The sequence below is a fragment of the Tepidanaerobacter sp. EBM-49 genome, assembly GCF_001896645.1.
Classification (GTDB): Bacteria; Bacillota; Thermosediminibacteria; order Thermosediminibacterales; family Tepidanaerobacteraceae; genus Tepidanaerobacter; species Tepidanaerobacter syntrophicus.
Map to the genome: position 1 here is coordinate 26706 of NZ_MPPE01000010.1, position 26274 is coordinate 52979.

General features: G+C 38.2%; 21 protein-coding genes. 17 read left to right on the plus strand and 4 right to left on the minus strand.

Annotation, left to right across the window (positions count from 1 at the left end; all coding sequences use genetic code 11):
• Positions 1–25: 25 nt before the first annotated feature.
• The 3 genes from BUE08_RS01780 (at position 26) to BUE08_RS01790 (ending at position 3560) form a co-directional block, all read left to right on the plus strand.
• Positions 26–970, plus strand: coding sequence for an ABC transporter permease (locus tag BUE08_RS01780; protein ID WP_286680207.1), 945 nt, complete (start codon positions 26–28; stop codon positions 968–970).
• A gap of 18 nt (positions 971–988) precedes the next feature.
• A complete protein-coding gene (locus BUE08_RS01785; protein WP_286680208.1) occupies positions 989–1825 on the plus strand; it encodes an ABC transporter permease in 837 nt (278 codons plus the stop codon).
• 139 nt (positions 1826–1964) lie between these two features.
• Complete coding sequence (locus BUE08_RS01790) at positions 1965–3560, plus strand: ABC transporter substrate-binding protein (protein WP_286680209.1); 1596 nt, start codon at positions 1965–1967, stop codon at positions 3558–3560.
• Between the two features lie 132 nt (positions 3561–3692).
• Here BUE08_RS01790 and BUE08_RS01795 read toward each other — a convergent pair whose 3' ends face one another.
• Positions 3693–4892 (minus strand): MFS transporter, encoded by a 1200-nt coding sequence (locus BUE08_RS01795; RefSeq protein WP_286680210.1) that lies wholly within the window; start codon positions 4890–4892, stop codon positions 3693–3695.
• Positions 4893–5192: 300 nt separating this feature from the next.
• Here BUE08_RS01795 and BUE08_RS01800 point away from each other — a divergent pair, with 300 nt between their 5' ends.
• From BUE08_RS01800 to BUE08_RS01810, 3 genes are all read left to right on the plus strand, one after another.
• Positions 5193–7259, plus strand: a complete 2067-nt coding sequence (locus BUE08_RS01800; protein WP_286680211.1) for a hydantoinase/oxoprolinase family protein — start codon at positions 5193–5195, stop codon at positions 7257–7259.
• Positions 7259–9019 (plus strand): hydantoinase B/oxoprolinase family protein, encoded by a 1761-nt coding sequence (locus BUE08_RS01805; RefSeq protein ID WP_281743322.1) that lies wholly within the window; start codon positions 7259–7261, stop codon positions 9017–9019. Before BUE08_RS01800 ends, BUE08_RS01805 begins: the two co-directional genes overlap by 1 nt.
• A gap of 85 nt (positions 9020–9104) precedes the next feature.
• Entirely contained in the window at positions 9105–10076 is a 972-nt protein-coding gene (locus BUE08_RS01810; RefSeq protein WP_286680212.1) for an SIS domain-containing protein, read from the plus strand.
• A gap of 60 nt (positions 10077–10136) precedes the next feature.
• On the opposite strand, the gene BUE08_RS01815 is transcribed toward BUE08_RS01810, so the two are convergent.
• Both BUE08_RS01815 and BUE08_RS01820 read right to left on the minus strand, forming a co-directional pair.
• The gene (locus BUE08_RS01815) at positions 10137–11009 is read right to left on the minus strand and encodes a fructoselysine 6-kinase (RefSeq protein WP_286680213.1); all 873 of its coding nucleotides are present in this window, start codon (positions 11007–11009) and stop codon (positions 10137–10139) included.
• Between the two features lie 124 nt (positions 11010–11133).
• Positions 11134–11421, minus strand: a complete 288-nt coding sequence (locus BUE08_RS01820; protein ID WP_213950774.1) for a DUF1294 domain-containing protein — start codon at positions 11419–11421, stop codon at positions 11134–11136.
• A gap of 130 nt (positions 11422–11551) precedes the next feature.
• Between BUE08_RS01820 and BUE08_RS01825 the strand changes: the two genes are divergently transcribed.
• The 3 genes from BUE08_RS01825 (at position 11552) to BUE08_RS01835 (ending at position 16845) form a co-directional block, all read left to right on the plus strand.
• Positions 11552–12148: a hypothetical protein gene (locus BUE08_RS01825; protein WP_213950773.1), complete on the plus strand. Its 597-nt coding sequence runs from the start codon at positions 11552–11554 to the stop codon at positions 12146–12148.
• 151 nt (positions 12149–12299) lie between these two features.
• A complete protein-coding gene (gene mfd, locus BUE08_RS01830; RefSeq protein ID WP_213950772.1) occupies positions 12300–15839 on the plus strand; it encodes a transcription-repair coupling factor in 3540 nt (1179 codons plus the stop codon).
• Positions 15840–15876: 37 nt separating this feature from the next.
• A complete protein-coding gene (locus BUE08_RS01835; RefSeq protein ID WP_213950771.1) occupies positions 15877–16845 on the plus strand; it encodes a peptidylprolyl isomerase in 969 nt (322 codons plus the stop codon).
• Between the two features lie 100 nt (positions 16846–16945).
• Here BUE08_RS01835 and pckA read toward each other — a convergent pair whose 3' ends face one another.
• Positions 16946–18520 carry a phosphoenolpyruvate carboxykinase (ATP) gene (gene pckA / locus BUE08_RS01840; protein WP_059031795.1) on the minus strand — a complete coding sequence of 525 codons (1575 nt, stop codon included), beginning with the start codon at positions 18518–18520 and terminating at the stop codon, positions 16946–16948.
• A 262-nt stretch (positions 18521–18782) separates the two neighbouring features.
• Here pckA and BUE08_RS01845 point away from each other — a divergent pair, with 262 nt between their 5' ends.
• The 8 genes from BUE08_RS01845 to BUE08_RS01880 form a co-directional block, all read left to right on the plus strand.
• Entirely contained in the window at positions 18783–20387 is a 1605-nt protein-coding gene (locus BUE08_RS01845; protein ID WP_286680214.1) for a putative polysaccharide biosynthesis protein, read from the plus strand.
• Positions 20388–20393: 6 nt separating this feature from the next.
• On the plus strand, positions 20394–21191 hold the full coding sequence (gene mazG, locus BUE08_RS01850; protein WP_273038858.1) for a nucleoside triphosphate pyrophosphohydrolase: 798 nt from the start codon (positions 20394–20396) through the stop codon (positions 21189–21191).
• Positions 21192–21271: 80 nt separating this feature from the next.
• Entirely contained in the window at positions 21272–21547 is a 276-nt protein-coding gene (gene hbs, locus BUE08_RS01855; protein WP_059031790.1) for a non-specific DNA-binding protein Hbs, read from the plus strand.
• 155 nt (positions 21548–21702) lie between these two features.
• Entirely contained in the window at positions 21703–21987 is a 285-nt protein-coding gene (locus tag BUE08_RS01860) for an FtsB family cell division protein (protein WP_273038859.1), read from the plus strand.
• Between the two features lie 82 nt (positions 21988–22069).
• The gene (locus BUE08_RS01865; protein ID WP_059031786.1) at positions 22070–22465 is read left to right on the plus strand and encodes a S1 RNA-binding domain-containing protein; all 396 of its coding nucleotides are present in this window, start codon (positions 22070–22072) and stop codon (positions 22463–22465) included.
• Between the two features lie 92 nt (positions 22466–22557).
• Positions 22558–23499 (plus strand): Ppx/GppA phosphatase family protein, encoded by a 942-nt coding sequence (locus BUE08_RS01870; RefSeq protein WP_286680215.1) that lies wholly within the window; start codon positions 22558–22560, stop codon positions 23497–23499.
• Between the two features lie 271 nt (positions 23500–23770).
• Positions 23771–25714 (plus strand): NAD(P)/FAD-dependent oxidoreductase, encoded by a 1944-nt coding sequence (locus tag BUE08_RS01875; RefSeq protein ID WP_213996217.1) that lies wholly within the window; start codon positions 23771–23773, stop codon positions 25712–25714.
• A 208-nt stretch (positions 25715–25922) separates the two neighbouring features.
• Positions 25923–26274, plus strand: a 352-nt coding sequence (locus BUE08_RS01880; protein ID WP_286680216.1) for a sulfite exporter TauE/SafE family protein, incomplete at its 3' end; no start/stop codon positions are given.

Sequence of the window (26274 nt, forward strand, 5' to 3'; positions counted from 1 at the left end):
ATATTTGCAAAGAAGGTGTCGAAGATTGTCACGTTTTTTTATTAGGAGAATTCTATTGGCACTTCTTCAGGTGTTTATAATTGCAACAATAGTGTTTTCTATAATTCATGTTATGCCTGGAGATCCTGCTCTTTTAGCATTGGGAACAGAAAGACAACAAGATCCTGCAGCTGTAGCTGAAATACGCCATAAGTTAGGCATTGATAGGCCTTTAATAGAACAATACACTACCTGGCTTAGAAATATATCTAAATTTGATTTTGGAAATTCACTTTTTAATAATGAACCCATTAAAAATTACCTTGCTCAAAGGCTGCCAAGAACCCTTGAACTTGCGATAATATCTACGATAATTGCAGTGTTTATAGGGATAGTTTCCGGAATAATTGCGGCGCTTAGACGCGGTAGCGCAATAGATGTGGGGGTAACTACCCTTACGGCATTAGGAATATCATTACCGGTTTATGTGCTTGGAACACTTTTTATTTTAGTATTTTGTATTAACTTAAAGTGGCTGCCGGCCAGTGGATTTGTTAAGTTTTCCCAAGATCCTGCAGGACATATTTTACGTCTTATTTTGCCATCACTTACACTAGCTTTTGGAATGTCGGCATCTATCGCGCGTATGACAAGATCGTCGCTACTCGAGACACTAAATAAAGAATATATACAAACATTAAGAGCTAAAGGGCTAAGCAAAAAAGCCGTTATATTTAAACATGCATTGCGCAATGCGTTAATTCCGGTAATAACTATCATAGGCCTTCAATTTGGAAACTTAATGGGTGGCACGGTTTTAGTTGAATATTTATTTAATTGGCCGGGCTTAAGTACATTGTTGGTAGAAGCGGTATCACATAGAGACTATCCTCTAGCTCAAGGATGTATTATTGCAATAGCTTCACTGTTTATATTCAGTAATATGATTGTAGATTTGCTTTATGGCTTTTTAGATCCAAGAGTCCGATGAGGGAATGAAGGTGATGACATGCTAAAAAAGTTAACGGATAATAAATTCTTCGAAAATAAAGTATTTGTTTTTAGCGTAATTGTTTTAGTCCCTATACTTATACTTGCTATTATAGGTCCATATATTGCACCGTATGACCCATTGGAAATAAACCCCTCTATGGTTTTAAAAAGTGCTGCTCCCGGACATCCTTTAGGCACCGATGAGTTCGGAAGAGATATCCTGAGCCGCTTAATATGCGGGATAAGACCTACGTTTATAGTGGCAATAGGAGCAACAGCGTTGTCTCTTGTTGCAGGAGTGTTGCTGGGAATTTTTGCAGGTTATTTTGGAGGCGCCGTAGAGCAAATAATCATGAGAGTTATGGATATTATACTTTGTTTTCCGCCGATACTTTTGGCTCTTGTAGTTGTGGGTTTTTGGGGACCGGGCATCCAGAATCTGATAGTTACCATAGGTATAGTATATTCTCCTTACTTTGCACGACTTGCCTTTTCATCTACTATGCAGGTAAAAAAGCAAGAATTTATTGAAGCAGAAATATCATTAGGAGCAAATTTTACACGTATACTAAGCAAAGGAATATTCCCAAATATATTAGCCCCAATAATTATACAAATAAGCCTGACATTGGCGTCAGCTATCCTTCTCGAATCAGGATTAAGTTTTTTAGGGTTAGGCATTGTTCCACCGACTCCGTCTTTAGGATTGATGATAGGTGAGGCAAGAAATTATATACTGCTAAATCCTATGTATGTTATATGGCCGTCGCTGTTTTTAGGTGTCACAATACTCGTAATAAACATCATGGGCGATAGCTTGCGAGATATATTAGACCCGAGACTTCATGCTTAAATTGCCATTATATAAATTAAAATGATTAATTTCGGCGAGGTGGTGGAAGTATGTTCTAAGTTGGATGACTTTGGAAAAAGAGGGTATTGAAAATGAAAGATAATAACATAACCTATTTTTAGGAAGGGAGCAAAAGAGAATGTCAAAAAAATTAGTAAAAATACTTGCCTTGCTTTTGGGGTTAACGCTTTTGCTTAGCGGTTGCGGCGGTGCAAACCAAGGCGCAAAGACAGAAGAGACAAAACCTACTGAAAGTACTGCTGAAAATGCTCAATCCGGAGGAAACCTTATCTTTGGTTTATCAGGAGAACCGGCAACATTAGATCCTGCAGTCCAAGGTGGGACCTTTCAAAGAGCAGTGAAAGAGTGCATATATCGTGGCCTTGTAAATTATGGAAGAGACGGCAAAATCGTCAATGAACTTGCGGAAAGTTATACAGTAAGCGAAGATGGCAAAACCTATACATTTAAACTGCGTCAGGCAAAGTTTCATAACGGAGATCCTGTAACAGCAGAGGATGTTAAATTCTCCCTTGAAAGAATATTAGACCCAAAAACAGGCGCTACTTATATGAATGAGTTAAGCATTATTGACAAAATAGAAGCTGTAGATGACTCCACAGTAAAAATTACACTTAAGAATACTTATGCTCCTTTTATACATTACCTTGCACTTCCTGAATCTGCAATAGTATCTAAAAAATGGACGGAAGAAAAAGGTGGGGATTTAAGCGGAAATCCCATGGGCGCAGGCCCGTTCCAATTTGTGGATTGGACAAAGGGACAGGATATAAACGTTAAAAAATTCCCTGATTTTTATAAAGAAAATACTCCGAAATTAGATTCAATAAAATTTGTATTTTATACTGATGAAAACACTAGAGTAAATGCTCTGAAAGCAGGAGACGTAGATATTATTGAGTATGTTCCTTGGAAAGATGCTACAACTATAGAAAATGATCCGGCGTTAAAATTAGACAGCGCCATGGGACCTTTTATGATGCTCCAGTTTAATACACACTTCAAACCCTTTAGCGATCCTAAAGTAAGACAAGCTATCTCGTATGCGATTGACAGAACGGCTATTATAAATACGGCATTTAACGGACGTGGAGAGCCTATATTCGGACTTCCGATACCAAAAGGATATCTGGGATATAATGAAAAATATAACAACTATTTCAAATATGATCCTGAAAAGGCAAAGCAATTACTGACAGAAGCTGGATATCCCAATGGATTTAAGGCAACTCTTCTTGCAACTTCTCAGTATTCCATGCATCAGCAGACAGCTGTTGTTGTTCAGGCAGAGCTGAAGAAAGTAGGAATAGATGTGACACTTGAATTGCCTGATTGGCCCACCAGAATTGAAAAGAATTTAAAGGGTGAATATGACTTCTTAGTAGCAGGAACATCCGGCGATATAACAGACCCGGATTGGCTCAGCAATTTCTTCTATGGAGGAGATATAAGGCTCAACAATTCAGCCTATTTTAATGATCCGGAAATAAACAGATTATTAGACGAAGGAAGAACAACTCTTGATGAAAGCAAGAGAAAAGAGATATATGATAAATTCAGTGAACGCGCTCTGGAACTTTCACCATTTGTATTTCTAACCTGGCGTGAACAAAGCTATGGCATGAAAAAAGAAGTTGAAGGCTTCCAAAACTTACCAGGATTTTTAAGCTTTCAATCAGGGATAACACTAGAAGACACATATTTTGCCAAATAAAAATGCTTGTTAGCAAAGAAAAGTCGGGAAAACCCGACTTTTCTTTAAAAGTTTGTTCCTTATCAAAAGCCTCCTAAATATTAACATATAGAAAGCGGGCATTTTGAGGAAACTCATTACCCGCTGTTTTATTTATGCTATTTTAGAGTTATTGTATTCTACAATGTGAGGAACACATATCTGATGAAAAATTAAATTTTGTAATAAACAAAGGAGTGCTGTAAGCATAAACAATCCGGCATAGTTTCCTTTTGATATAAAATATCCGGATATCGCAGAACCTAAGCTCATGCCTATATAGTTAGAACTGACCCTTAAGCCGGAATAAGAACCGCGTCTATCTTGTTCTATGGATTGAAGCATAGGATTGTCTACTGTTGCATATATGAAGTTGTTTGCCACAGTTCGCATGCAAACAAGGATTATAAAAAGCCAAACGGGGGCAAAAGCCATAAAAGATATAATGAATATCTGAACTGCTAAAGTTGCAGAGGCAATTTGATAATTGGAATATTTGCGATATAACAAAGCAATAATTGGAATTGCCATACAACCTGATATGGAGACTAATGAGTAAAGAGACCCGACAATATCATCGCCAAGACCATAGCGCTCGCGTAAAATGAGATTTAACATTGACATAATGCAATTAAAAATAGTCATCATCACAAATCCAAAGAGCAGAAAAGAAAGGACATTTTTGCTTTTTAAGACATCCAAAAATTTCACACTGCTTCTGCCTGCAAGCGGCTGCTTCGGCAGCCATACACGAGTGCAGCCAAGTATTAGATATGAGGTAGCGCTAATAATTAAAAGCACCTTATAAGGATTTTCATATAACGGAAACATTTTGGGGAAAAATCCGGCAAAAAGACTTCCTGCAACACTACTTAAAAAATATGTAAAAATCGTAAGGTTATATCCCAATTGTTTTTGATGGGGAAGGACAAGACTTGTAATTAAGGGAGAATCTGTTGACATAATACAAGCAAGTCCAAAACCGTAGATAATCTGGGCTATATAAAAAAGTTGATGTGAAGATGAATGAGATATAGTAAAAAGTGAAATACTTACCATTATTCCGCCTAAAGCAGATACCTTTGAAAAACCAATTTTGTCGCTTAGCCTGCCGCAGAAAGAAGATGAAACCGCTGTTGCGAAAAATCCTACCGATATCAGCAAACCTATTTCTGCCGGAGAAAGTCCATATGCTCTAAAATAAAAATTTAAAGCAATATTCCAGATTCCAATCCCGAAGCCAAAAGCACATTCAATTATTAAATTGAACACAGCTGCTTTTGGAAGATATAAGTTGCCTGATGGAACCCTCACAGTAAAACCCCATTTCTTGTATTATAATATCATATTACATTATAATACAAATGAAATAATATTACTAGATATTACATATGAAACTTTGATAAATTATAATTTCTAGAGGTTTCATAGAGTTAATTTAATTTGCTAAATTCTTATTTCAAAAGATTTGATAATCGATAAGAAAATATTTAGCATAATCTATTTACATTAATGCTTATTAATAGTATTATAACATTATAATACAATACATAATATCATTTTACAAAATAGCAAATTCAAGCCAAATTTATTACATGGAAGGTGAAAAAACTTATGGCTTATATGATAGGTGTTGACGTAGGCGGTACTTTTACCGACTTTTCGGTATCTGATACCAAAACAGGAGCCCTTTTTCATTACAAATATCCATCTACTCCTGAAGACCCATCTATTGCAATTGTCGAGGGCATCGGCGAAATACTTAAAGCCTACAATATCAAACCGGAAGAAGTAAATTATCTGGCACATGGAACTACAGTTGCTACAAATGCTCTAATTGAAAGAAAAGGCGCAAAAACCGGGCTGATTACTACAAAGGGATTTAGAGATTTGCTTGAAATAGGTTGGCAGAAAAGGCCTTCCCTTTACGATCTCCACAAACCAAAGCCTGTGCCATTTGTTCCGACAAATTTGATATGTGAAGTAAGCGAGAGGATATTACATGATGGGAGCGTTCTCATACCACTAGACGAAGAAGATGTCTATAAGGCCGTAAATTATTTGAAATCCCAAAAAGTCAGCTCTATCGCGGTTTGCACCCTCTTTTCCTTTATAAATCCTGCTCATGAACAACGCATCAAAGAAATTGTGCAAGAGGTATATCCGGAAGTTTATATCTCAATTTCGAGCGAATTAATACCAGAGTTTCGAGAGTTTTCGAGAATGAGCACAACAGTGCTTAATGCGTATCTTGGGCCGGTTATGAAAAAATATGTTTATAATTTCGAAAAGAGCATCCGAGATACAGGAATTAAAATAGATCCCTATGTTACACAATCTAATGGAAGCATAATCTCAATTTCTGAGACCATCGATTCACCTATAAGGACCGCCGTTTCAGGACCCAGCGCCGGTGTAGTCGGGGCCGTTTATATAGGCGAACAATGTAAAAATAATAAAATCATTACATTTGATATGGGAGGAACCAGTGCCGATGTCAGCCTCATAGAAAACGGAAAACCGCAGCTATCCTCTGAACGTTTAGTAGAGGGTTTTCCTGCACGGATTCCTATGATTGATATAGTAACGATAGGAGCCGGAGGCGGCAGCATCGCCTATATTGATGATGGCGGCGCAATGAAGGTGGGACCGGAAAGCGCAGGAGCAAAACCGGGACCTGCCTGTTATGGTGTGGGAGGCACAAAACCCACCGTAACAGATGCTAATATAGTTTTAGGCAAACTTAATCAAAAAAGTATCTTGGGCGGACGCTTTGCAGTTCACAGGGACCTTGCAGAAAAGGCGATAAAAGAGCATATCTGCAGTAAGACAAATTTTGATTTAATTCAGGCTGCAAATGGAATTATATCAGTTATAAATTCAAGCATGATGCGCGCCGTGAGACTGGTTTCAGTAGAAAGAGGCTATGATATAAGGGAGTTTTCACTTATGGCATTTGGTGGAGCAGGCCCCCTTCATGCATGCGAGATAGCAAGCGAACTGGGCATAAAGACTGTTATTGTTCCCCCATCGCCCGGCACACTGTGCTCCTTAGGTCTTTTAATGGCAGATGTGAAATTTGATTTAAGTCGTTCTAAGATTATGATTGCAGAAAAACAAAATATTAAAGAAATCAATGAAATCTTTGATGCAATGCTGGAAGAAGGCAAAAACATGCTTATCAGAGAAGGCGTTGCGCCTGACAGAAGAAGTTATAAACGTTTTATTGATGCACGATATGAATTCCAAAACTATGAAATTTCTATTGAATTGCCGGACCGCCCAGTAACAGAAGACGTGCTAGAGGAAGCTATTCAAAGCTTCCATAAAGAACATGAGCGCAACTACGGCTATTACAACGAGAAAAACCGAGTGCAAATTGTAAACTATCGCATATCGGCAATCGGCGATATAGACAAACCTACTTTGAAAGAAAGTCCATGTAATCCAAATGCAGTACTTCCAGAACCTTTAGAGACAAGAGATGTGCTTTTCCAAGGCCGACCCGATTTTATAAAAACAAATATCTATCAGCGAGAAAAAGTAGCACCTGGCTGTGCCTTTAACGGACCTGCTATATTGGAAGAAATGGATTCAACGATCGTCATTCCGCCCAAGTGGAGCGCCAGGACAGACGGATTTTATAATCTCATCTTGACTTATAACGGAGGTGAAAAATAATGACCCCGGAAGCCAAAAAGAATGTTGATGCAGTAACAATGGAAGTTGTCGGAAACCTTCTTCTTTCTATTGCAGAAGAAGTGACCACGATAATTATAAAGAGCGCATATTCCACCAACATAAAGGAGCGGCGCGATGTATCTAGCGGGATAATGGATCCGGAAGGCAATATGGTAGCCCAAGCTGAAAATCTTGCCATACATCTTGGCTCACTGCTTACTTTTATAAAAGAGCTTTACAAAAGACATCCGAAAGAAACCATCAAACCCGGTGATATGTTTATAGGAAATGACCCTTATAACGGTGGTGGAAACCACCTGCCTGACATAGTTGTAGCTGCGCCGGCTTTTGAAGGCGAGACTATGATTGGCTGGGTAGTTAATATGGCGCACCATTCTGACATAGGTGGTAAAGTGCCCGGCAGTACATCAGGCGATGCAACAAGTATTTATCAAGAAGGTTTGAAGCTGCCAATAATCCGTATATGCGAAAACGATAAGGTTCTTGATAACGTAATGGATCTTATACTTGCAAATACCCGAGTTCCCCGGGAACGTTATGGTGATTTGATAGCCCAGATTTCAGCTAACCGGGTTGGCGTAAGAAGATTAAAAGAAGCTTACGCTCGCTATAATATGATATTACTTGATTGCATGGAAGAATTACAAAATTATGCAGAGCGCAGGCTTCGCACAGTTATATCCGATCTTAAAGAAGGCGTTTACAAGTTTACTGATTACATGGACAATGGCGGAGAAAGATATCCGGATCCGCTGCCGATAACAGTTACTATCACAATAAAAAATAATTTTATTGATTTTGATTTTACAGGAACCTGCGACCAAGTGGAAGCACCTGTCAATGTTCCTTATAACTCACTGCTTGCCACAGTATTTTATTCACTAAAGGCTCTTCTGGGACCGGATATTCCTTCAAATGCAGGCATATATAGAGCATTTAAGGTTTATGCGCCAAAAGGATGCCTTGTAAATCCGGTGCACCCTGCTCCTGTTGGAGTTATGATTGATACCTGTCAGAGGCTGCCAGACGTTATATTTGGAGCTTTGGCGCCTGCGGTGCCTGATAGAATTTTGGCAGCAGGCAATGGCGCTTGCACTTCTATTGTCTTTACCGGAATGCTAAACAACAACCCGGACCAATTTTTTATTTACCATGAGGCCATTGCAGGAGGTTCAGGAGCCAGCAAACATGCAGACGGTCTAAGCGGCGTCCAGGTTCATATGACTAATACATCAAATATGCCTATAGAAGCTTCAGAGATTGAATTTCCGATTGTAAGGATAAAGAAATATGGCCTGCGCATGAACTCAGGCGGTGCCGGGGAAAATCGCGGAGGACTGGGGATCATACGAGAATTTGAAGTAATAAGTGATGGAGTTTCCTGCACATGCTTAGGTGATCGGCAGAAATTTTCGCCCTGGGGCCTTGAAGGAGGAAAAAATGGTGCAAGCGGAGCATTTTATCACATATTACCTGATGGCACGGAAATTCGCCTTCCAAATAAATGCACAGATCACCCTGTTAATAAAGGAGACATCATTAGAGTCCTAACCCCGGGCGCCGGCGGATACGGCGATCCCGTAAAAAGGTTGCCGCAAAAGGTGCTTCAGGACGTATTAGAAGGTAAAGTTTCCTTAGAAAGCGCAAAGAACGATTACAAAGTTTTAATACTTCAAGATGAAAATGGAAATCTTGCAATTGATGAAAAAGAGACGACAAAGCTGAGAGGACTTAATTAGAGATATAGCTTGAATAACAAATAAAAATTTTTGTGTAAATTTTATAGCCAATCTAGATCAGGCTAAAAATTACAGGAGGTTTGAGATGGAAATAAAAAATATGGTAAGTGAAATAAAGTCAAAATTAGATTCAAGAGGCGGCTTAAAGGCGATTTACTTTGCGGCGTGCGGGGGCTCTCAGGCAGCTATATATCCAGCGAAATACTTAATCCAATGTGAAGCTAAAAACATTGCTACCGGCATATTTAACAGCAGTGAGTTTGTAAATGCGACTCCTGCCATGATAGATGATCGCTGTATTTGCATTATTTGCTCTCTTAAAGCTACGCCGGAAACGGTGGAAGCAGTTAAGGCGGCCAACGAAAAAGGCGCTATAACAGTTGCAATGACAGGATTTGCAGATTCAGAAATGGCAAAGAACGGACAGTATTCTATTATATACTCAAACGGCCAAAACCAAGTTTACTCAAAAGCAAATCAGGCTCTAGCTTTAAAGTTTTGTTTTGAAGTACTAAAACAATTTGAAGATTTTCCATATTATGATGAAGCAATGCAAGCATATGATTATATAGACAATATTATCGAAAAAGGAAAGAAGGATATCTTGCCGCTTGCACAAAAATTTGCGAAGGATTTTAAAGACGACAGCGTATTTTATGTACTTGCAAGCGGACCTGCTTATCCGGCTGCTTACTCAATGGCTTGCTGCCATTTGATGGAAATGCAGCAAAAACATGCTGTTTATCTTCATTCGGGAGAATATTTCCATGGTCCTTTTGAAACAACTGATGAAACAGTTCCTGTAATATTAATTAAATCAGTTGGAAAAACCCGTCCGCTAGATGATAGGGTAGAACGTTTTCTAAAAAAATATGCTCCACGTCATATGATTCTTGATATGCAAGAGTTTGATATTGGGAAAATCGATGAACATGTAGTAGAATATTTTGCATCTCCAATTCTTACACCTATGGAACGTTTTATGGTCTCGACGATGGCGGATCTTCGAGGCAGGTCAATGGATGAACGCCGCTACATGTGGAAAGTAGAGTATTAATAAATAGCGTGGAATATTCCACGCTATTTATTAATGTAATCGGTTGCTTACACAAATAAGTTATACTTTAAATTTCTTGCCCATTCCAAATGCACCATGGACGAGGCAGGTTTTTGCAGCAAAAGATGCCGCTGTTTCTAATGCTTTTTTAATCGCATTTTTATAATATTCTTCATCAGTTTTAATACGAAGCGGTTCTAATTTTTGCGCCTCAACAAAAGAAACTAGAAAAGCGGCAGCAAATGAATCCCCGGCTCCTAAAGTATCAACTGCCTCCACCGGTTTCGGGGGCTGAACAAAAAAGTCTTTTCCATCATACAATACAGACCCTTTGCTTCCGCATGTGGCAATTACTATTTTACAACCTTCTTCATAAAGCTGAATGCACGCCTTGCGAACTTCTTTATCCGGTAAAGAACCACATGACATAAAACCATAATCTATATATTTACAAACTGCGCGAACCTTAGCCGGCTCTTTCCACTGTCCGGAAAAGTCATATGAAACTAAGATGCCAAGTTGGGATATTACGGGGAGCTGGTCGTCAAAGTAACTATTATTGCTGGTATGAACAAGATCAAAGGTCTTGATATATTCCTTGTCATTTTCAGTTAAGATGATGGGATGCTCTTTTAAAACTCCCCCTTTATTGCTTGCGATAAATATTCTTTCACCATCTACAATATTTACTACAGCATAGCCATTTTCGCCTTCATACTGACGGCAGTGAGAGCGATCGATTCCAAGCTCGTCAAGGGTTGCAATAACATGTGCCGCCACGTCGTCAGTGCCGAAAACTCCCATATAAGCTGCGTCGGCGCCTAACTGTTTGGCATATACTGCAAAATTTAAAGCTTGACCTCCCGGATACATGTAGCCTGAATTGATATACTTATCGCAAACGTTATCGCCGATTCCCAACACCCTTACCATATTGTACATCCTCCCGATTTTAGATTTTTAGGAAACGCATAAAGGAAAATTGCTGTATTTAGTTCATAAACTTTGTGTGATATAATGTTATAATATATCTTATTCCTTAAAATATCAATATATATCATAAAACTATGATATAGAAGTAAAAATAATAAGCTGCCAGCAATTGAATTAAAATAATAATAGGTATCCCGTATATGAAGCTCTTATGGCGGGTTTTATGATGGAAAAAATACATCCCGCAGAGCACTCCTGCCGAACCGCCTAAAAGCGCCACTACAAAGAGAGTTCTTTCACTTATCCTCCACTTGTTGTGTGAAGATTTATATTTGTCGATTCCCATTAATGTAAACGAGGCCGCATTTAATAAAATTAACCCTATAAACGCAGTATCACAAAAATGATGCATTATACTTCCTCAATTCTAAACAGCAGATTTAAAAAGGATTATATTTGCCTTTTCCGTATTTATAAATATAATTAGATTATAAAGGATTTAGAGTTTTTAAGCCATATTTTTTGTAAATGAGGTTCCTGTAATGATTTTATATAAAAATGACAATTTATTAAAAAGGGAAAGGACTACATTTTCTTTGATGGTATTTCCCTTATGGACGCTCCCTTTTACACCAAAATTTTTCCCTGCAGCCTTTGGTTTGAATTTTGCGATAAATATAATAGTTGTCTGGACTTATCTAAAGCTACACAAAAAATTCAATAAGCCTAAAATATACTGTTTTATGGCTCCGGGCAGCCAGCAGCAGACTCAAATAGAAATCAACAATCGACTGGTTTTTAAGTATTGCTTACGAGCGGCGTTTTTTAGCTGCTTTGCAATTTTTTTAGGCGGGACAGCCATTGGCTTACTGCTTAAAAAATTTCCCATAATAGATAAATATATCGACACTTTCTATGTATGGTCAAGTTTTGCCAGCGGATTTTTTCATATTCTAATTGCTATTTTTGCGGGTTTTATCGTTTATCACTATCACCGCCGCATGGTAAAAATCCGTCTTGGCCTTGATACAGCTGAGGCTTCTTTTTTAGGAATAGTTATAGGGCTTTTAACGGTACCTGAATTTTTCCTTATCCCTGCGTCGTGGCTTTCAGGCCTTATTCAAAGTCTTTATCATTAAAATCTAGTTCTGCTTATTGATATAATTTGACGATTAATTTATAATGATATAATAGCATTTGAAGCAGCCCTTGGCAAAGAAGGGCTTTTCGGCATTTAATCGAAAATTTAATTATTTTATTTTTTATAAATATATAAATAGAGGTATGTAAATGGAACAAATTTTAAAGACTGCTGAAGAAATACCAGAATTTCAAAAATTAATAAAAGATTTAAACAGACAAATGTCTAATCTGTTCGCGTATGGCGTTTCAGATTCTCAGCGATCCTACCTTATTGCTGCATTGAAAAAGAAAATTACTTCTCAAATATTAGTAATTACGGCGGATTCGCTGGAGGCAAAAAAAATAACAGAAGATCTTTTACTTTTCATGGATCCGGAAGAAGTAGCCTTTTTTCCGGCAAGCTCTGTTCTGCCTTATGAAATTGCGGCAAAGAGCACAGAATTTACTGCAAAACGCCTAAAGGTCATGGAAAATCTACTTATGAAAAAATCCATGGTGGTAGTGGCGCCGATTCAAGCATTACTTACAAAGGTCTTAAGTCCTGAAATTATGAAGAAATTTACTTTGACAATCAGAGTCGGCGATACGGCTTCCATGGAGAAAATAGTATCCAAGCTTTCGGTAATGGGCTATGAGCGATGTGAGATAATCGAGGCCCAAGGGCAATTTGCCGTGCGAGGCGGAATTCTCGATATATATCCTCTGACACATGAATACCCTTATCGCATTGAATTTTTTGATGAAGAAGTAGATTCTATCCGGGAATTTCTTCCTGAGGATCAGCGCTCAATAAATAAACTTGACAAAATTTTTATCACGCCTGCACGAGAGATAGTCTATGACGAAGAAACAGCCAAAAAAGCATCGGTTGCCATAGCTGAAGAATTAAAAGAGAGAGTGGATCTTTTTAATTCTTTAGGACATCCTAAAATTGCCGAGCATCTTTCAGAAAAAGTGGAAGAACATATTGGAAGACTAGCAGACGGTCTCTTTTTTGAATCTTCAGAACTATATGCATCACATCTTTATCCAAAACTTTATACAATCCTGGATTATTTTGAAAGCCATTTTGTACCAATATTAATAGAGCCTGCAAGAATTGCCGAAGCTCAAAAAAATACCGCCTTTGAAGTTCAAGAAACATATAAAGGGCTTCTTGAAAAAGGAGAAATATTGGCATCTCAGGCCAACATTTATTGCGACCCTTTTGAGATATTAGACGAACTGAAGCAACAAAGAATAGTATATTTTTCGATTCTGCCGAAACTACATCCCGAGTTTGAAGCCCGCAGTCTTTATTCATTTCAATTTCAATCAATTCCATCTTTTTATGGAAAGTTAGACCTTTTGGCAGAAGAAATCACAAGGCTTAAACGTAAAAACTATAGAATTGTTCTTCTTTCCGGCACAAAAGAACGGGCGGAACATTTAATCAAAAATCTAAGAGACAGAGATATTCAAGCTGTGTTATATGAGGAAATTAAAGACGAACCTCTAAAACCCGGTAATGTAGTGGTTGTTCCTGCCTCATTGGAGCATGGTTTTGACAATCTTGCCGTAAGGCTTGCAATAATTTCTGACTCTGAAATTTATGGTAAATCTACCAAAAGGCAAGGTAGAACAAAGGTAAAAACCAAAGGTCAAAGGCTTACAGATTTTAGAGATTTAAATGTGGGAGATTATGTAGTGCATATAACCCACGGCATCGGCAAATATTTGGGTATTGAATCTCTCGAGGTAGCCGGCCATATAAAAGACTATTTTGCCCTAATGTATGCAGGCGGAGACAAGCTATATGTTCCGACAAATCAAGTAGAGTTAATTCAAAAATATGTAGGAAATGATGATACACCTCCAAAGCTTAATAAACTCGGAGGCAATGAGTGGAACAAAATCAAAAAAAAGGCAAAAGATTCCATAAAGCAAATGGCAGAAGAGTTAATAAATTTATATGCTGCAAGAGAATCTGTTGAAGGCTTTGCATTTTCGCCGGATTCACCATGGCAAAAGGAATTTCAGGATATGTTTCCTTATGAGGAGACACCTGATCAGTTAGCTGCTATTGAAGAAGTAAAAAGAGATATGGAGAGCTCAAAACCTATGGATAGGCTTTTATGCGGAGATGTAGGCTACGGCAAAACAGAAGTTGCAATGAGAGCGGCATTTAAAGCGGTAATGGACAGTAAACAAGTAGCTGTATTAGTGCCTACAACAATCCTAGCCGAACAGCACTATCACACGTTTTCAGAAAGGTTTAAGTCATTTCCCGTCAAGATAGAATCAATAAGCCGTTTTAAATCCCCAACTGAACAAAAGCAGATACTCAGAAAACTTAAAACAGGAGAAATAGATATAATAATAGGCACCCACAGGCTTTTGCAAAAAGACGTCAAATTTAAAGACTTAGGGCTTTTAATAATAGATGAAGAACAAAGATTTGGAGTATCTCATAAAGAAAGAATAAAACAATTAAAGAAAAATATAGATGTGCTTACTCTAACGGCAACGCCTATTCCGAGAACTTTACACATGGCAATGAGCGGGTTAAGAGATATGAGCATAATCGAGACTCCACCGGAGGATAGATTTCCTATTCAAACATATGTGGTAGAATACAATGAATCCCTTATAAGGGATGCGATAATGCGTGAACTTTCAAGAGGTGGCCAGGTATACTATGTTTACAATAGAGTGCAGAGCATACACGAAGAGGCGCAAAAATTAAAACAGCTAGTTCCCGAGGCCCGCATTGCTGTAGCCCATGGGCAGATGAATGAAGATGAGTTGGAGGAAATTATGCTGGGATTTTATGACCACGACTATGATGTTCTCGTATGCACTACAATAATCGAAAGCGGTCTTGACATACCTAATGCAAATACACTGATTGTAACTTCGGCTGACAGACTAGGACTTTCACAGCTTTACCAGTTGCGCGGCCGTGTAGGTAGGTCGAATCGCCAGGCTTTTGCTTATTTAACTTACAAAAAAGATAAAGTTCTGAGCGAAGCTGCAGAAAAGAGACTTTCAGCAATACGAGAATTTACTGAATTTGGTTCCGGCTTTAAGATAGCTTTGAAAGACCTTGAAATTCGAGGTGCCGGCAATATTCTCGGGGCAGAACAGCATGGTCATATGATGGCTATAGGTTATGACCTTTATACCAAATTACTTGCGGCTGCAATAAAAGAGCTAAAAGGTGAAAAAGAGGAAGAAGAAATCCGCCCGACTCTTGAATTCGACGTGAATGCCTATATTTCAGATGAATATATAACTAATGCGTCAGTAAAAATGGAAATTTACAGGAAAATGGCCACGGCTGAGACGCTAGGAGAAATAGATGATCTGGAAGAAGAAATAGAAGACAGATTTGGGGATATTCCTGAGGCTACAAGAAACCTGATTATAATTTCCAAGCTCAGAGTTTTGGCAACCAAGCTCAAAATTGCAAGCATAATTCAGCAGGGAGAAGTAATAAATATAAAGTTTCATGAAAGCAGCCAATTGACTCCGGAAATGCTTTTCAGGCTAAAAACAATGATGGCAAACCAAGTAAATATAATAGGAACCGAAAATCCGACAATTACAATAAAAACAAGAGGCAACCAAGGAACAAAGATGTTGCTTAGGCTGCAAAAGGTTTTGCAGGACATGGATGCTATGCAGCAAGTCTGCGATGTAGTATAATTAACTTATAATTTGCGTAAAAAACAAGGAGGATCCCATGAAAAACACGGTTAAGACTTTAGTTATATTATTTATGTGTGCTGCATTTTTTATATCAGGATGCCAAAACGTTGAGAAGGTAGAAAAGCAGGGCAAGGTTATTGACGGCAAAGAAGTAATTGCAAAAGTAAATGATGAATATATATTAAAATCTGATTATGACTATCAAGTAGCCCAAGTAAAGAGTGCTCTTGAGGCAAACGGACAGGATTTTTCAAAAGATGAAGGAAAAAAAATACTAGAGGAAATTAAAAAACAAGTATTGGATGCAATGATAAACGACAAAATAGCTCTTCAGCAAGCCGAAAAAGAAGGTGTGTCACTAAGCGATGAAGAGCTTCGGGATGCCATGAACAGCCTTGAAGAATACCATGGAGGCAAAGATGCACTAGATAAGTACATTAGCCAGCAAGGGCTTGACAGAGAATCCTTCGAGAAATCGGTAAAAGAACAGCTGATAATAAATAAATTTAAAGAGAAGATTACAGCAGATATCAAAGTCACAAATGAAGAGATAAAGAAATTCTATGATGAAAATAAGGCGATGTTTGAACTTCCTGCCCCAGAAATACGGGCAAGTCATATTTTAGTAGATACACAAGAAGAAGCAGAAAAAATTCTAGCCCAAATCAAGGCAGGAGCTGATTTTGCGGAACTTGCAAAAAAATATTCCAAAGATCCCGCAACTAAGGACATAGGGGGAGATTTAGGTTATTTTTCAAAAGGGAAAATGGATGCTGAATTTGAAAAGGCGGCATTCGCTTTAAAAACAGGTCAGGTCAGTGATGTGGTAAAAACAAGTTTTGGCTATCATATAATTAAGGTGACAGGAGAAAGAAATTCTTTGAGTTTTGAAGATGCTAAAAGTTATATTAAGTCACACTTAGAAGATAGCAAACGAGAAGAGGAATTTAATAAGCATATCGAAGAGTGGAAAAAGCAAGCCAAGATAGAAAAATACCTGTAAAAAGCTTTAAATTAAAATAGCAGCTTGAAAGATTCCTTATAATAGCTTTAACTATTATAAGGAATAAATTTTTGGCTGCTATTTCTACGATAACACATTTTTAGTTGTTATCGACCTTAGGACCTGCTGCTGCAATTTCAGGGGCGATACCGGAAAACTTCTTAATATTTTTTGCAAAACTTTCAGCAAGCCTTTTAGCTGTTGCAACATACGCATCTTTATCTTTCCATGTGTTAATTGGATTTAAAATTTCAGAAGGAACATCAGGGCAAACTTTTGGCATCATTAGACCAAAAATCGGATCTTTTTCATACTCAACTGACTCTAGTTTGCCATCTAATGCAGCATTTATCATGGCTCTTGTGTACTTGAGATTCATGCGTTGGCCTACGCCATAAGCCCCGCCTGTCCAGCCGGTATTTACCAAGAAGACTTCAGAACCATGCTTTTCTATTTTCTCACCAAGTAATTTAGCATAAACCATTGGAGGTAAAGGCAAGAACGGTGCGCCGAAGCATGATGAAAAAGTAGCTTGAGGTTCTGTAATGCCGCGTTCTGTCCCGGCGAGCTTGCTTGTATATCCTGAAATAAAGTAGTACATAGCTTGTTCTTTACTAAGCTTAGAAATTGGAGGCAGAACACCAAACGCATCTGCCGTTAGGAATACTACTGTTTTAGGATGACCGCCTATGCCTGGTATTACGGCGCCGGGAATAAACTCTACAGGATATGCGGCTCTAGTATTTTCTGTAATCTTGTCACTGCTGTAATCCGGAATGCGAGTGTTCTCGTCCACTACAACGTTTTCTAATACAGCCCCGAATTTTATGGCATCATAAATCTGAGGTTCTTTTTCTCTTGTAAGATTGATACATTTTGCATAGCAGCCGCCTTCAAAGTTGAATATGCCATTCTCTGTCCATCCATGCTCGTCATCACCTATTAAGAAACGGTTAGGATCTGCGGATAAAGTGGTTTTTCCTGTACCAGAAAGCCCAAAGAAAAGCGCCGTTGATCCATCCTTTCCAACGTTTGCAGAACAATGCATTGAAAGAATGCCTTGCTGAGGCATTAGATAGTTCATTACCGAAAAAACAGATTTCTTGATTTCTCCTGCGTATTTAGTTCCACCGATTATAACCATTTTTTTCTCGAAACTGATTACAATGAATGCTTCAGAATTTACTTTATTAATCTTTGGATTTGCCTCAAATCCGGGAGCGGATATTACGGTAAACTCAGGTTCGTGGGTTTTGAGTTCTTCGTCAGTAGGAACTATAAAGAGCTGACGGCAAAATAAATTTTGGTAAGCAAATTCATTAATCACACGTATAGGAAGACGATATTTAGGATCGGCTCCCGCAAAACCATCAAATACGAAAATATCGCGATTTTGAAGATACGCTAAAAGCTGCTTTAAAAGACTGTCAAAATCACTTTCACTTATTGCCTGATTGTTTCCCCACCATATTTTGTCGTGTACAGATGGTTCATCTACGATGAATTTGTCATTAGGTGAGCGTCCTGTATATTTTCCGGTGTAGACATTTAATGCGCCTGTTGAAGTAAGGATGCCCTCCTCTCTGCTCAGCGACTCTTCAACCAAACGCGTTGGCGACAGATTTTTGTAGATATTTTTAGCATTAATAAGACCTATTGAATCTAGTTTTTCCATTGTTCAGACCCCCAATTTACAAAAAATATGTAATTAGGCTCTATTATATAACATTTTTTCTTGGTGTTCCAGTCTTATAATGAATTATTTTGAGCAAGGAAAATGATATAGCTAATCAATGGTCATGTTTTCAAGGAATTTTATATAAAAAGCAAGTATACTTGTATACGAAAATTGACCAATCTTTTTAATCAAAGATGTTGCCCATACTAGAGTAAATAGACTATAATAATTAGGAACTTAAATGAAAGGCGGATTTTTCTTGACTGAAAAAAAGGATTCTTTTCTAAAAGGAGCATTTATACTAGCTGCGGCGGGCCTTGTCGTAAAAGTATTAGGAGCGGTATATCGGATTCCGCTGGCAAGGCTTATAAAAGATGAAGGCATGGGACTTTATCAAATGGCATATCCGATATACTTGATATTGCTGTCAATATCTACAGCCGGCATTCCAACAGCAATATCTAAGATGGTTTCAGAAGATGTTGCTATTGGCAGATTTAAAAATGCCCATAGGATATTTAAAGTTTCTATGATAGTCCTTACAATTATCGGCCTTGGTTTAACTGTTTTGTTGGGCTTTGGCGCAAATTGGCTGGCAGTAAAAATATATAAAAATCCCAAGGCTTTTTATTCGATTTTAAGTATATCGCCGGCCATCTTTTTTGTTTCAATAATGTCTTGCTTTAGAGGATTTTTTCAGGGATTGCAGGATATGACCCCCTCTGCTGTTTCACAAATAGTAGAACAGATAGGAAGAGTGATTGCCGTATTTATTTTGGCATATATGCTTTTGCCATATGGGGTGGAATATGCTGCGGCAGGAGCTGCCTTCGGTCCTGTAGCAGGTTCTGTTATGGGACTTATTGTACTTATTGCAATTTATTACAGACGAAAAAGAACATTTGATGCGCAAATCTTATTAGATGAAAGCGGCAGTCTGGAAAATCCCCTACATATTATAAACAGACTATTTATATTTGCAGTTCCTGTTACGCTAGGCGGCCTTATAAGCCCGATGATGAGCATGGCTGATGCGGCTATAGTCAGCAGTCGCCTGCAGGATGCAGGTTTTTCGGTAAAGAGGGCAGCAGAACTTTTTGGCCAGTTAAGTGGTATGGCGGTTCCTCTTATAAATCTGCCGGTTGTTATAACTGTTGCATTATCAGCAACTTTGGTGCCTGCAATTTCTGAGGCTGTAGTTTTGAAAAATAGGCAAATGGTTGCCGAAAGATCTGAAACAGGCATGCGAATGAGCATAATCTTTGGATTGCCATCAGCGGTAGGGATGTATGTACTTGCAACTCCTATAACCCTACTCCTTTATAACAACGCAGAAGCAGGAATGTCCCTTCAAATTCTTGCATGGGGAGTGGTGTTTTTAGCCCTTACACAAACTACCACAGGTATACTTCAAGGAGTGGGATACGCGGGAGTCCCTGTAAGGAATATGGTATTTGGCGCCTTAATTAAAATTTTTATCAATTATTTTCTCACGGCAATGCCGTCTATAAATATAAAAGGCGCTGCTCTTGGAACAGTCATAGGTTATTTAGTGCCGTCAATCTTAAATTGCTTTATGGTAATAAAATTAACTGATGCGGTCTTTGACTTAAAACATATGCTCCTAAAGCCGGCATTTGCAAGCGGTATTATGGGAATTACTGCATATGTATCCCATACAGGGTTTATGGCCTTAGGTCTCTCTCAAAATAAGGCGACACTTGTGGCGATAGTGTTAGGGGCTGCAATTTATGGATTGGCCTTGATTGCTGTGGGGGGCATAAAGAAATCTGATTTGGAGTTTTTACCGGGCAATCAGCGAATAATAGCGTTTTTTAACAAATTTGGATTACTGAGGGGGTAAATGAAGATGTCTAAACAAAGCCTGAGAAGTCTAGATGATTTGGTTTACATAATGGCACAGCTTAGAGGAGAACCGGGCTGTCCATGGGATAAATCCCAGACCCATGAAACCTTAAAACCTTTTCTTATTGAAGAGGCATATGAAGTAATCGATGCCATTGATAGGAAAAATGAAGAAGATCTTAAAGAGGAGCTTGGAGATTTACTACTGCAAGTGGTATTTCACAGCCGTCTTGCAGAAGAACGAGGCAGTTTTGAGATAGGTGATGTAATCGAAACAGTGTGCGAAAAAATGATTAGGCGTCATCCTCATATATTCGGAAACATTACAGTGGAAGGAACAGATGAAGTCCTGAAAAATTGGGAAGAAATCAAGCGTGAAGAAAAAGATATGAAAACCGAATCCGAAAGCATGATGCAGCTGCCTAAAGCGCTGCCTGCTTTAATGAAGGCTTATAAAGTCCAGGAAAAGGCTGCAAGAATTGGCTTTGACTGGGACGATATTAGCGGAGCCTTTGATAAAGTATATGAAGAATTGGATGAACTTAAAGAAGCATATGCTACAAAAAATCAGGAAAAAATAGAGGAAGAATTTGGGGACCTGCTTTTTGCTTGCATAAATGTGGCGAGATTTTTAAAGGTTGAGCCGGAACTTGCATTGGATTATGCAGTGAAAAAATTTATTAAAAGATTTAAGTTTTTAGAGGCAGAGGCGGCAAGATCTGACAAAACCTTATCTGATATGAATTTACAGGAAATGGATGCGCTTTGGGAAAAAAGCAAAAAACAAGAAAAAAAATTGTAAAATGCCTTTAAAAAGAAGGATTTTGGCATTTTATGAAGAATATCCAATATGTAATTAATTAACATCAAGGAGGGAATCTTGTGAACAAAGCTGAATTAATTTCTATGATGGCCGAAAAAAGCGGTCTGACGAAAAAGGATTCTGAAAAAGCTCTCAATGCTTTCATTGAAGCAGTTGAAGAAGCTCTCGCGAAAGGCGACAAAGTCCAGTTGGTAGGATTCGGAACATTTGAAGTTAGAGAGAGGAGCGCAAGAAAAGGCCGCAATCCTCAAACGGGCGAAGAGATAGACATCCCCGCGGCAAGCGTTCCAGCCTTCAAGCCGGGCAAAGCCTTAAAAGATAATATTAATAAGTAGAGAGTAATCCTCTCAAAAGCAGGTCTGAAAAGGCCTGTTTTTGTATATGAAAGCAGCCGATAGTCGATTTAAATTAATTATTGCTTACTTGAAGGACTTTGCAAAAAAACATCGAAATCTACTATATAACAAAATAATCGGAAGGTTTGGTTGAAATGAGAGGCAAAAATAAGTTTAAAATGCGGCATTTACTGCTTTTGCTCTTTGTAGCTTACATATTGTCTACTCTTGTAATGCAACAGTTTAAGATGATAAGCCTTGCAAAGGAAGAAAAGCAACTCAAAGCCAGAGTTGAGGAAGCGATGAATCAAAAAACGCAGCTTCAAAATGAAATAAACCTCCTTCAAACCGATGAATACATTGAAAAGGTTGCACGAGACGAATTGGGTTTGGTAAAACCCGGAGAATACATATATAAAGGCATTAAAACTTTAAAATAATGGGTTCGTTTATTGACGAATCTACAAACTTTAAGTATAATAAATAATTGAAGGAAGATTCTAAAGGAGGAATTTTTTAAGTATGCCTGTTGAGGTAGGCCAAATTGTAGAAGGAAAAGTAACAGGAATTACCAAGTTTGGAGCTTTTGTTGAACTTTCAGATGGAGTGACGGGACTTGTTCATATCTCTGAGGTGGCAGATAGCTTTGTGAAGGATGTCAATGATTTTCTTAAGCAAAACGACGTCGTAAAAGTTAAAGTCATCTCGATTTCACCAGACGGTAAAATCAGCCTTTCAATCCGTAAAACAAAGGAAAGTTCCAACAATAGCCACAGAAAGCCCAAACAAGAAGAGCTTAGCTTTGAAGACAAATTATCTAAGTTCTTAAAGGATAGCGAAGAAAGATTGCTGGACATTAAGAAAAATAATGAATCCAAGCGCGGCTCAGGGTCATATGGAAAAAGAAAAGTATTGTAATTTGAATGAAACAGAAAACCATCCGCTTTTATAAACGATGATGGTTTGCAGGACTTATCAAGATTATATTTTATTTGGGAAGGAATTAATTTATGAGGGCTGCAGTGATAGACCTGGGCTCTAATTCAATAAGATTGCTGGTGGCGGATATCTCTTCCAAGGGCGAGGTTATTCCTATGGCAAGAGATCTCATAACTACGCGTCTTGGCCGAGGAGTAAATCAAAACAATATACTTGATGAAAAGTCAATAAGCGATACTGTCTCAGCCCTTGTAAATTTTCGAAATAAGGCAAAATCCCTCGGAAGTGAAAGGATTTTTGCTTTTGGGACAAGCGCTCTCAGAGAAGCATCTAATAGCAGCGCACTTTTAGAAAAGGCAAAAGAAATAGGAATTAATGTAGAAATTCTTTCAGGAGAGCGGGAAGCTCTCTTGTCGTTTTTTGGAGCAAGGCTAGGACTTAAAACAATTGGAGTTTCTTTGGTAATAGATATAGGCGGAAACTCAACGGAATTTGTTTTAGGCGACGATGAAAAGATAGAAAAAGCCAAGAGCTTGCCTATCGGAGCAGTCAGATGGACACAGAAGTATATAAAGTCAGATCCGCCTGCTTTTAACGAAATTGCCCAAGCTCGCAAACAAATTGACCTGATGATAAAGGATTTTGCCAATTATTTTAAGAAAGTTCAAGAAAGCAAAAAAGTAACTGTTATTGGAGTAGGCGGAACCTTAACAACCCTTGCCGCTGTCGCGCAAGAACTGGAGGTTTACGACTCTAATAAAGTTCATGGATATGTGTTAAATAAGCAGACTATTGATGACATATTTTTAAAGTTGCTTTTTAAAACATCAGAAGAAAGACTAAAGGTTAAAGGCCTTATGCCGCAGAGAGCCGATATTATTACAGCAGGAGTTTTAATAGCCAAATCAATCATGGAAGATTTTAATATTAGCCAAATTACAGTAAGCGAATCAGATATCATGGAAGCTTATCTTGTAGAAAATCTTGAATCAAGCACGGACTCATCTGTTTAGTCAAATATTTGGATTATCTTTTTATTATCAACTTAATAAAACGAAAAATGCTCAGATTTATACAAACTATAAAAGCCCAAAAGTCTATTATTTGCGGTAAATCCCATGTAATCAGACAATGTAGGGCTTTTTGTGTTATAAAACTTACAAAAAGGGGTGATGTAAAACTAACGAAAAATAGCGCAAAGATTTAAAGGTTTAGTTCGGACTTCATGGTTTAAACAGATTCAAGTTTTAAAGGCCAATGAAAAGATTATAAGGAGGTCTTATCATGAAGTATCCAAAACTTTTTGAACCGGCAAATATTGGATCTATGACTTTGAAGAACCGTATTGTTCTTTCACCTTTACATGCTAATTTTACTGTATGTGATAAGTACACTGATAGATTTGTTAAGTATTATGAAGAAAGAGCCAAAGGTGGGGCAGGTTTAATAATTACCGCGCATATAAAAGCTGAGAAAGATATCGATCCTTATCCGAAAACTTTTGGTTATCCCATATTTGATTCTGCCGCAGAAATAAAATATTTTACCGACCTTACTGAAACTGTTCATAAATATGGAACAAAAATAGCAATTGAACTTTCACCGGGGACAGGCCGCATAGCAGATGAACCTCTTCCTGATAAGAGGCCGGTAGGCCCTTCGGAAATACCACTTCTAACAATGCCTGACGTAAAAACAAGGGAACTGACAAAAGATGAAATTAAACAGCTTGTTAAATCCTACGGAAAAGCTGCAGGTCTTGCTAAAGCGGCAGGATTTGATGCAATTTATGTTCATTTTCTGGCGTATTTAGGAGATCAGTTCCTCTCATCTTGCTGGAACCATAGACAAGACGAATACGGTGGAAGCCTTGAAAATCGCATGAGATTTCTACTAGAATGTATTGAAAGTGTACGTGCAAATGTTGGAGATGATTTTCCACTTATTGTTGGGATAGCTCTAGATCATGGATTTGCCGGGGGAAGAGAACTGGAAGAAACAATTGAAATCGCTAAAAGGCTTGAGCCACTGAACATTGGTGCGCTACATCTTAGACGAGGTTCCTATGATGCAATGAGCCTTCTTATTCCAACACCTTATGTTAAAGATGGAATTGCCGTGGATTATGCATATGAGGTAAAGAAGGCAGTAAATATCCCTATTATTGTAGATGGAAAACTGCCGAATGCTGCATACTGCGAAAAGCTCTTAGAAGAAGGTAAAACAGATTTTGTAGGAATAGCTCGCCAATTTGTAACAGATCCATACTGGCCAAGAAAAGCCAAAGCCGGACAAGAAGAAGATATTCTTCCCTGCATTCGCTGCGTTCAGTGTATAAATCGAGTATTTTTCTCTAAATCCTCTGCTTGCAGCGTTAACCCACAATTTGGGCGCGAATTCGAAGGGCCTCTTCCGAAAACAAAGGAACCAAAGCAAGTTCTTGTAGCCGGAGCCGGTCCTGCAGGAATGACAGTGGCTAAGTTCTTGGCTGAAAGAGGACACAGCGTGATTCTTGCTGAAAAAAGCGGTGAACTAGGCGGCCATTTGATAAAAGCAGCAGTTCCCGCATACAAAAAAGAAACAGCAGCTTATTTAAGATGGCTCAAAAAACAAGTAGAAGAAAATCCAAATGTAGATATAAGATTAAATACAGAAGTTACACCCGAATTCGTGTCATCTGTGAGACCTGATGCGGTAGTAGTATGCACAGGGTCGGCGCCATATGTTCCGGCAGTGCCTGGAATTGATAGGAGCAATGTAAAGCTTGCAACAAATCTTTTAGTAAATTATAAGGATGAAGAAGTAGGAGACAAAATTGTCATTGTAGGCGCGGGGCTAGTAGGATGTGAGACAGCGCTGTTTCTTAAAGAACAAGGCAAGAAAGATATTACTTTAGTGGATATGCTGCCTGAAGTGGCCCAAGACGTTATTTACCTTGCAAGACTATCACTTTTAGAGAAATTGCAAGAAGAACAAATTAACAGTAGGACAGGCCTGAAATTAAAAGAAATTATACCGGAAGGAATCATCGTAGAGAATGAAAAAGGAGAAACTCAAACTATAAATGCTGACACAGTGATAATTGCTACTGGCTTGACATCTGACAACAAGCTTTATGAGAGCCTAAAAGATGAAACGGAAGAAATATATGCTATAGGCGACTGCATAAGCCCGAGAAAGTTTATAGATGCAGTGCAAGAAGCTTATGCAATTGCAAAGATTATTTAAGAAACATAGCAAGCTTTAAAATCAATAAATAATTAAATTACCCCCATAAGCGCTATATTGCCTATGGGGGTAATTTAATAAAAGACTTGAATTTTTTAATGATTATCTAAAAATGTTTTTAAATCTTGACATCTTGAAAATCAAGTTATAGAATTTTTTTACCTCATTTATAAAACTTATCAGAATAAAGGAGATGTCATTTTCGAGTATGGTGTCTTATTTCTTTGCTATAGTTGTTGGTATAATTACAGGAATTATTACAAGTCTCATAGGCGCAAGCGGCGTCATGGTGATTGTGCCGGCTTTGACGATGCTTTTTCATGTTAACACGCATGCCGCAATTGGGACGAGCCTATTTGTAGATGTTATCGCTTCTCTTACCGTATCATACAATTATTTTAAAAATGGAAATGTAGACCTTAGAGCAGGAGCATGGATTGCTGTTTCATCGATTGTCGGAGCCCAACTGGGTGCCATGTTTGCAAGCCAAATTAACGAAGGCTTTTTATCGTCTCTCTTTGGGATTTTCCTTTTGATTTCAGGAATTATGATGTTAGGCA

What these genes read in the sequence shown, in the direction of transcription:
- BUE08_RS01785 (WP_286680208.1), top strand. Translation starts at nt 989, where the DNA reads ATGCTAAAAAAGTTAACGGATAATAAATTCTTCGAAAATAAAGTATTT.
- BUE08_RS01790 (WP_286680209.1), top strand. Translation starts at nt 1,965, where the DNA reads ATGTCAAAAAAATTAGTAAAAATACTTGCCTTGCTTTTGGGGTTAACG.
- BUE08_RS01800 (WP_286680211.1), top strand. Translation starts at nt 5,193, where the DNA reads ATGGCTTATATGATAGGTGTTGACGTAGGCGGTACTTTTACCGACTTT.
- BUE08_RS01805 (WP_281743322.1), top strand. Translation starts at nt 7,259, where the DNA reads ATGACCCCGGAAGCCAAAAAGAATGTTGATGCAGTAACAATGGAAGTT.
- BUE08_RS01810 (WP_286680212.1), top strand. Translation starts at nt 9,105, where the DNA reads ATGGAAATAAAAAATATGGTAAGTGAAATAAAGTCAAAATTAGATTCA.
- BUE08_RS01815 (WP_286680213.1), bottom strand. Translation starts at nt 11,009, where the DNA reads ATGGTAAGGGTGTTGGGAATCGGCGATAACGTTTGCGATAAGTATATC.
- BUE08_RS01820 (WP_213950774.1), bottom strand. Translation starts at nt 11,421, where the DNA reads ATGCATCATTTTTGTGATACTGCGTTTATAGGGTTAATTTTATTAAAT.
- BUE08_RS01825 (WP_213950773.1), top strand. Translation starts at nt 11,552, where the DNA reads ATGATTTTATATAAAAATGACAATTTATTAAAAAGGGAAAGGACTACA.
- mfd (WP_213950772.1), top strand. Translation starts at nt 12,300, where the DNA reads ATGGAACAAATTTTAAAGACTGCTGAAGAAATACCAGAATTTCAAAAA.
- BUE08_RS01835 (WP_213950771.1), top strand. Translation starts at nt 15,877, where the DNA reads ATGAAAAACACGGTTAAGACTTTAGTTATATTATTTATGTGTGCTGCA.
- pckA (WP_059031795.1), bottom strand. Translation starts at nt 18,520, where the DNA reads ATGGAAAAACTAGATTCAATAGGTCTTATTAATGCTAAAAATATCTAC.
- mazG (WP_273038858.1), top strand. Translation starts at nt 20,394, where the DNA reads ATGTCTAAACAAAGCCTGAGAAGTCTAGATGATTTGGTTTACATAATG.
- BUE08_RS01860 (WP_273038859.1), top strand. Translation starts at nt 21,703, where the DNA reads ATGAGAGGCAAAAATAAGTTTAAAATGCGGCATTTACTGCTTTTGCTC.
- BUE08_RS01865 (WP_059031786.1), top strand. Translation starts at nt 22,070, where the DNA reads ATGCCTGTTGAGGTAGGCCAAATTGTAGAAGGAAAAGTAACAGGAATT.
- BUE08_RS01870 (WP_286680215.1), top strand. Translation starts at nt 22,558, where the DNA reads ATGAGGGCTGCAGTGATAGACCTGGGCTCTAATTCAATAAGATTGCTG.
- BUE08_RS01875 (WP_213996217.1), top strand. Translation starts at nt 23,771, where the DNA reads ATGAAGTATCCAAAACTTTTTGAACCGGCAAATATTGGATCTATGACT.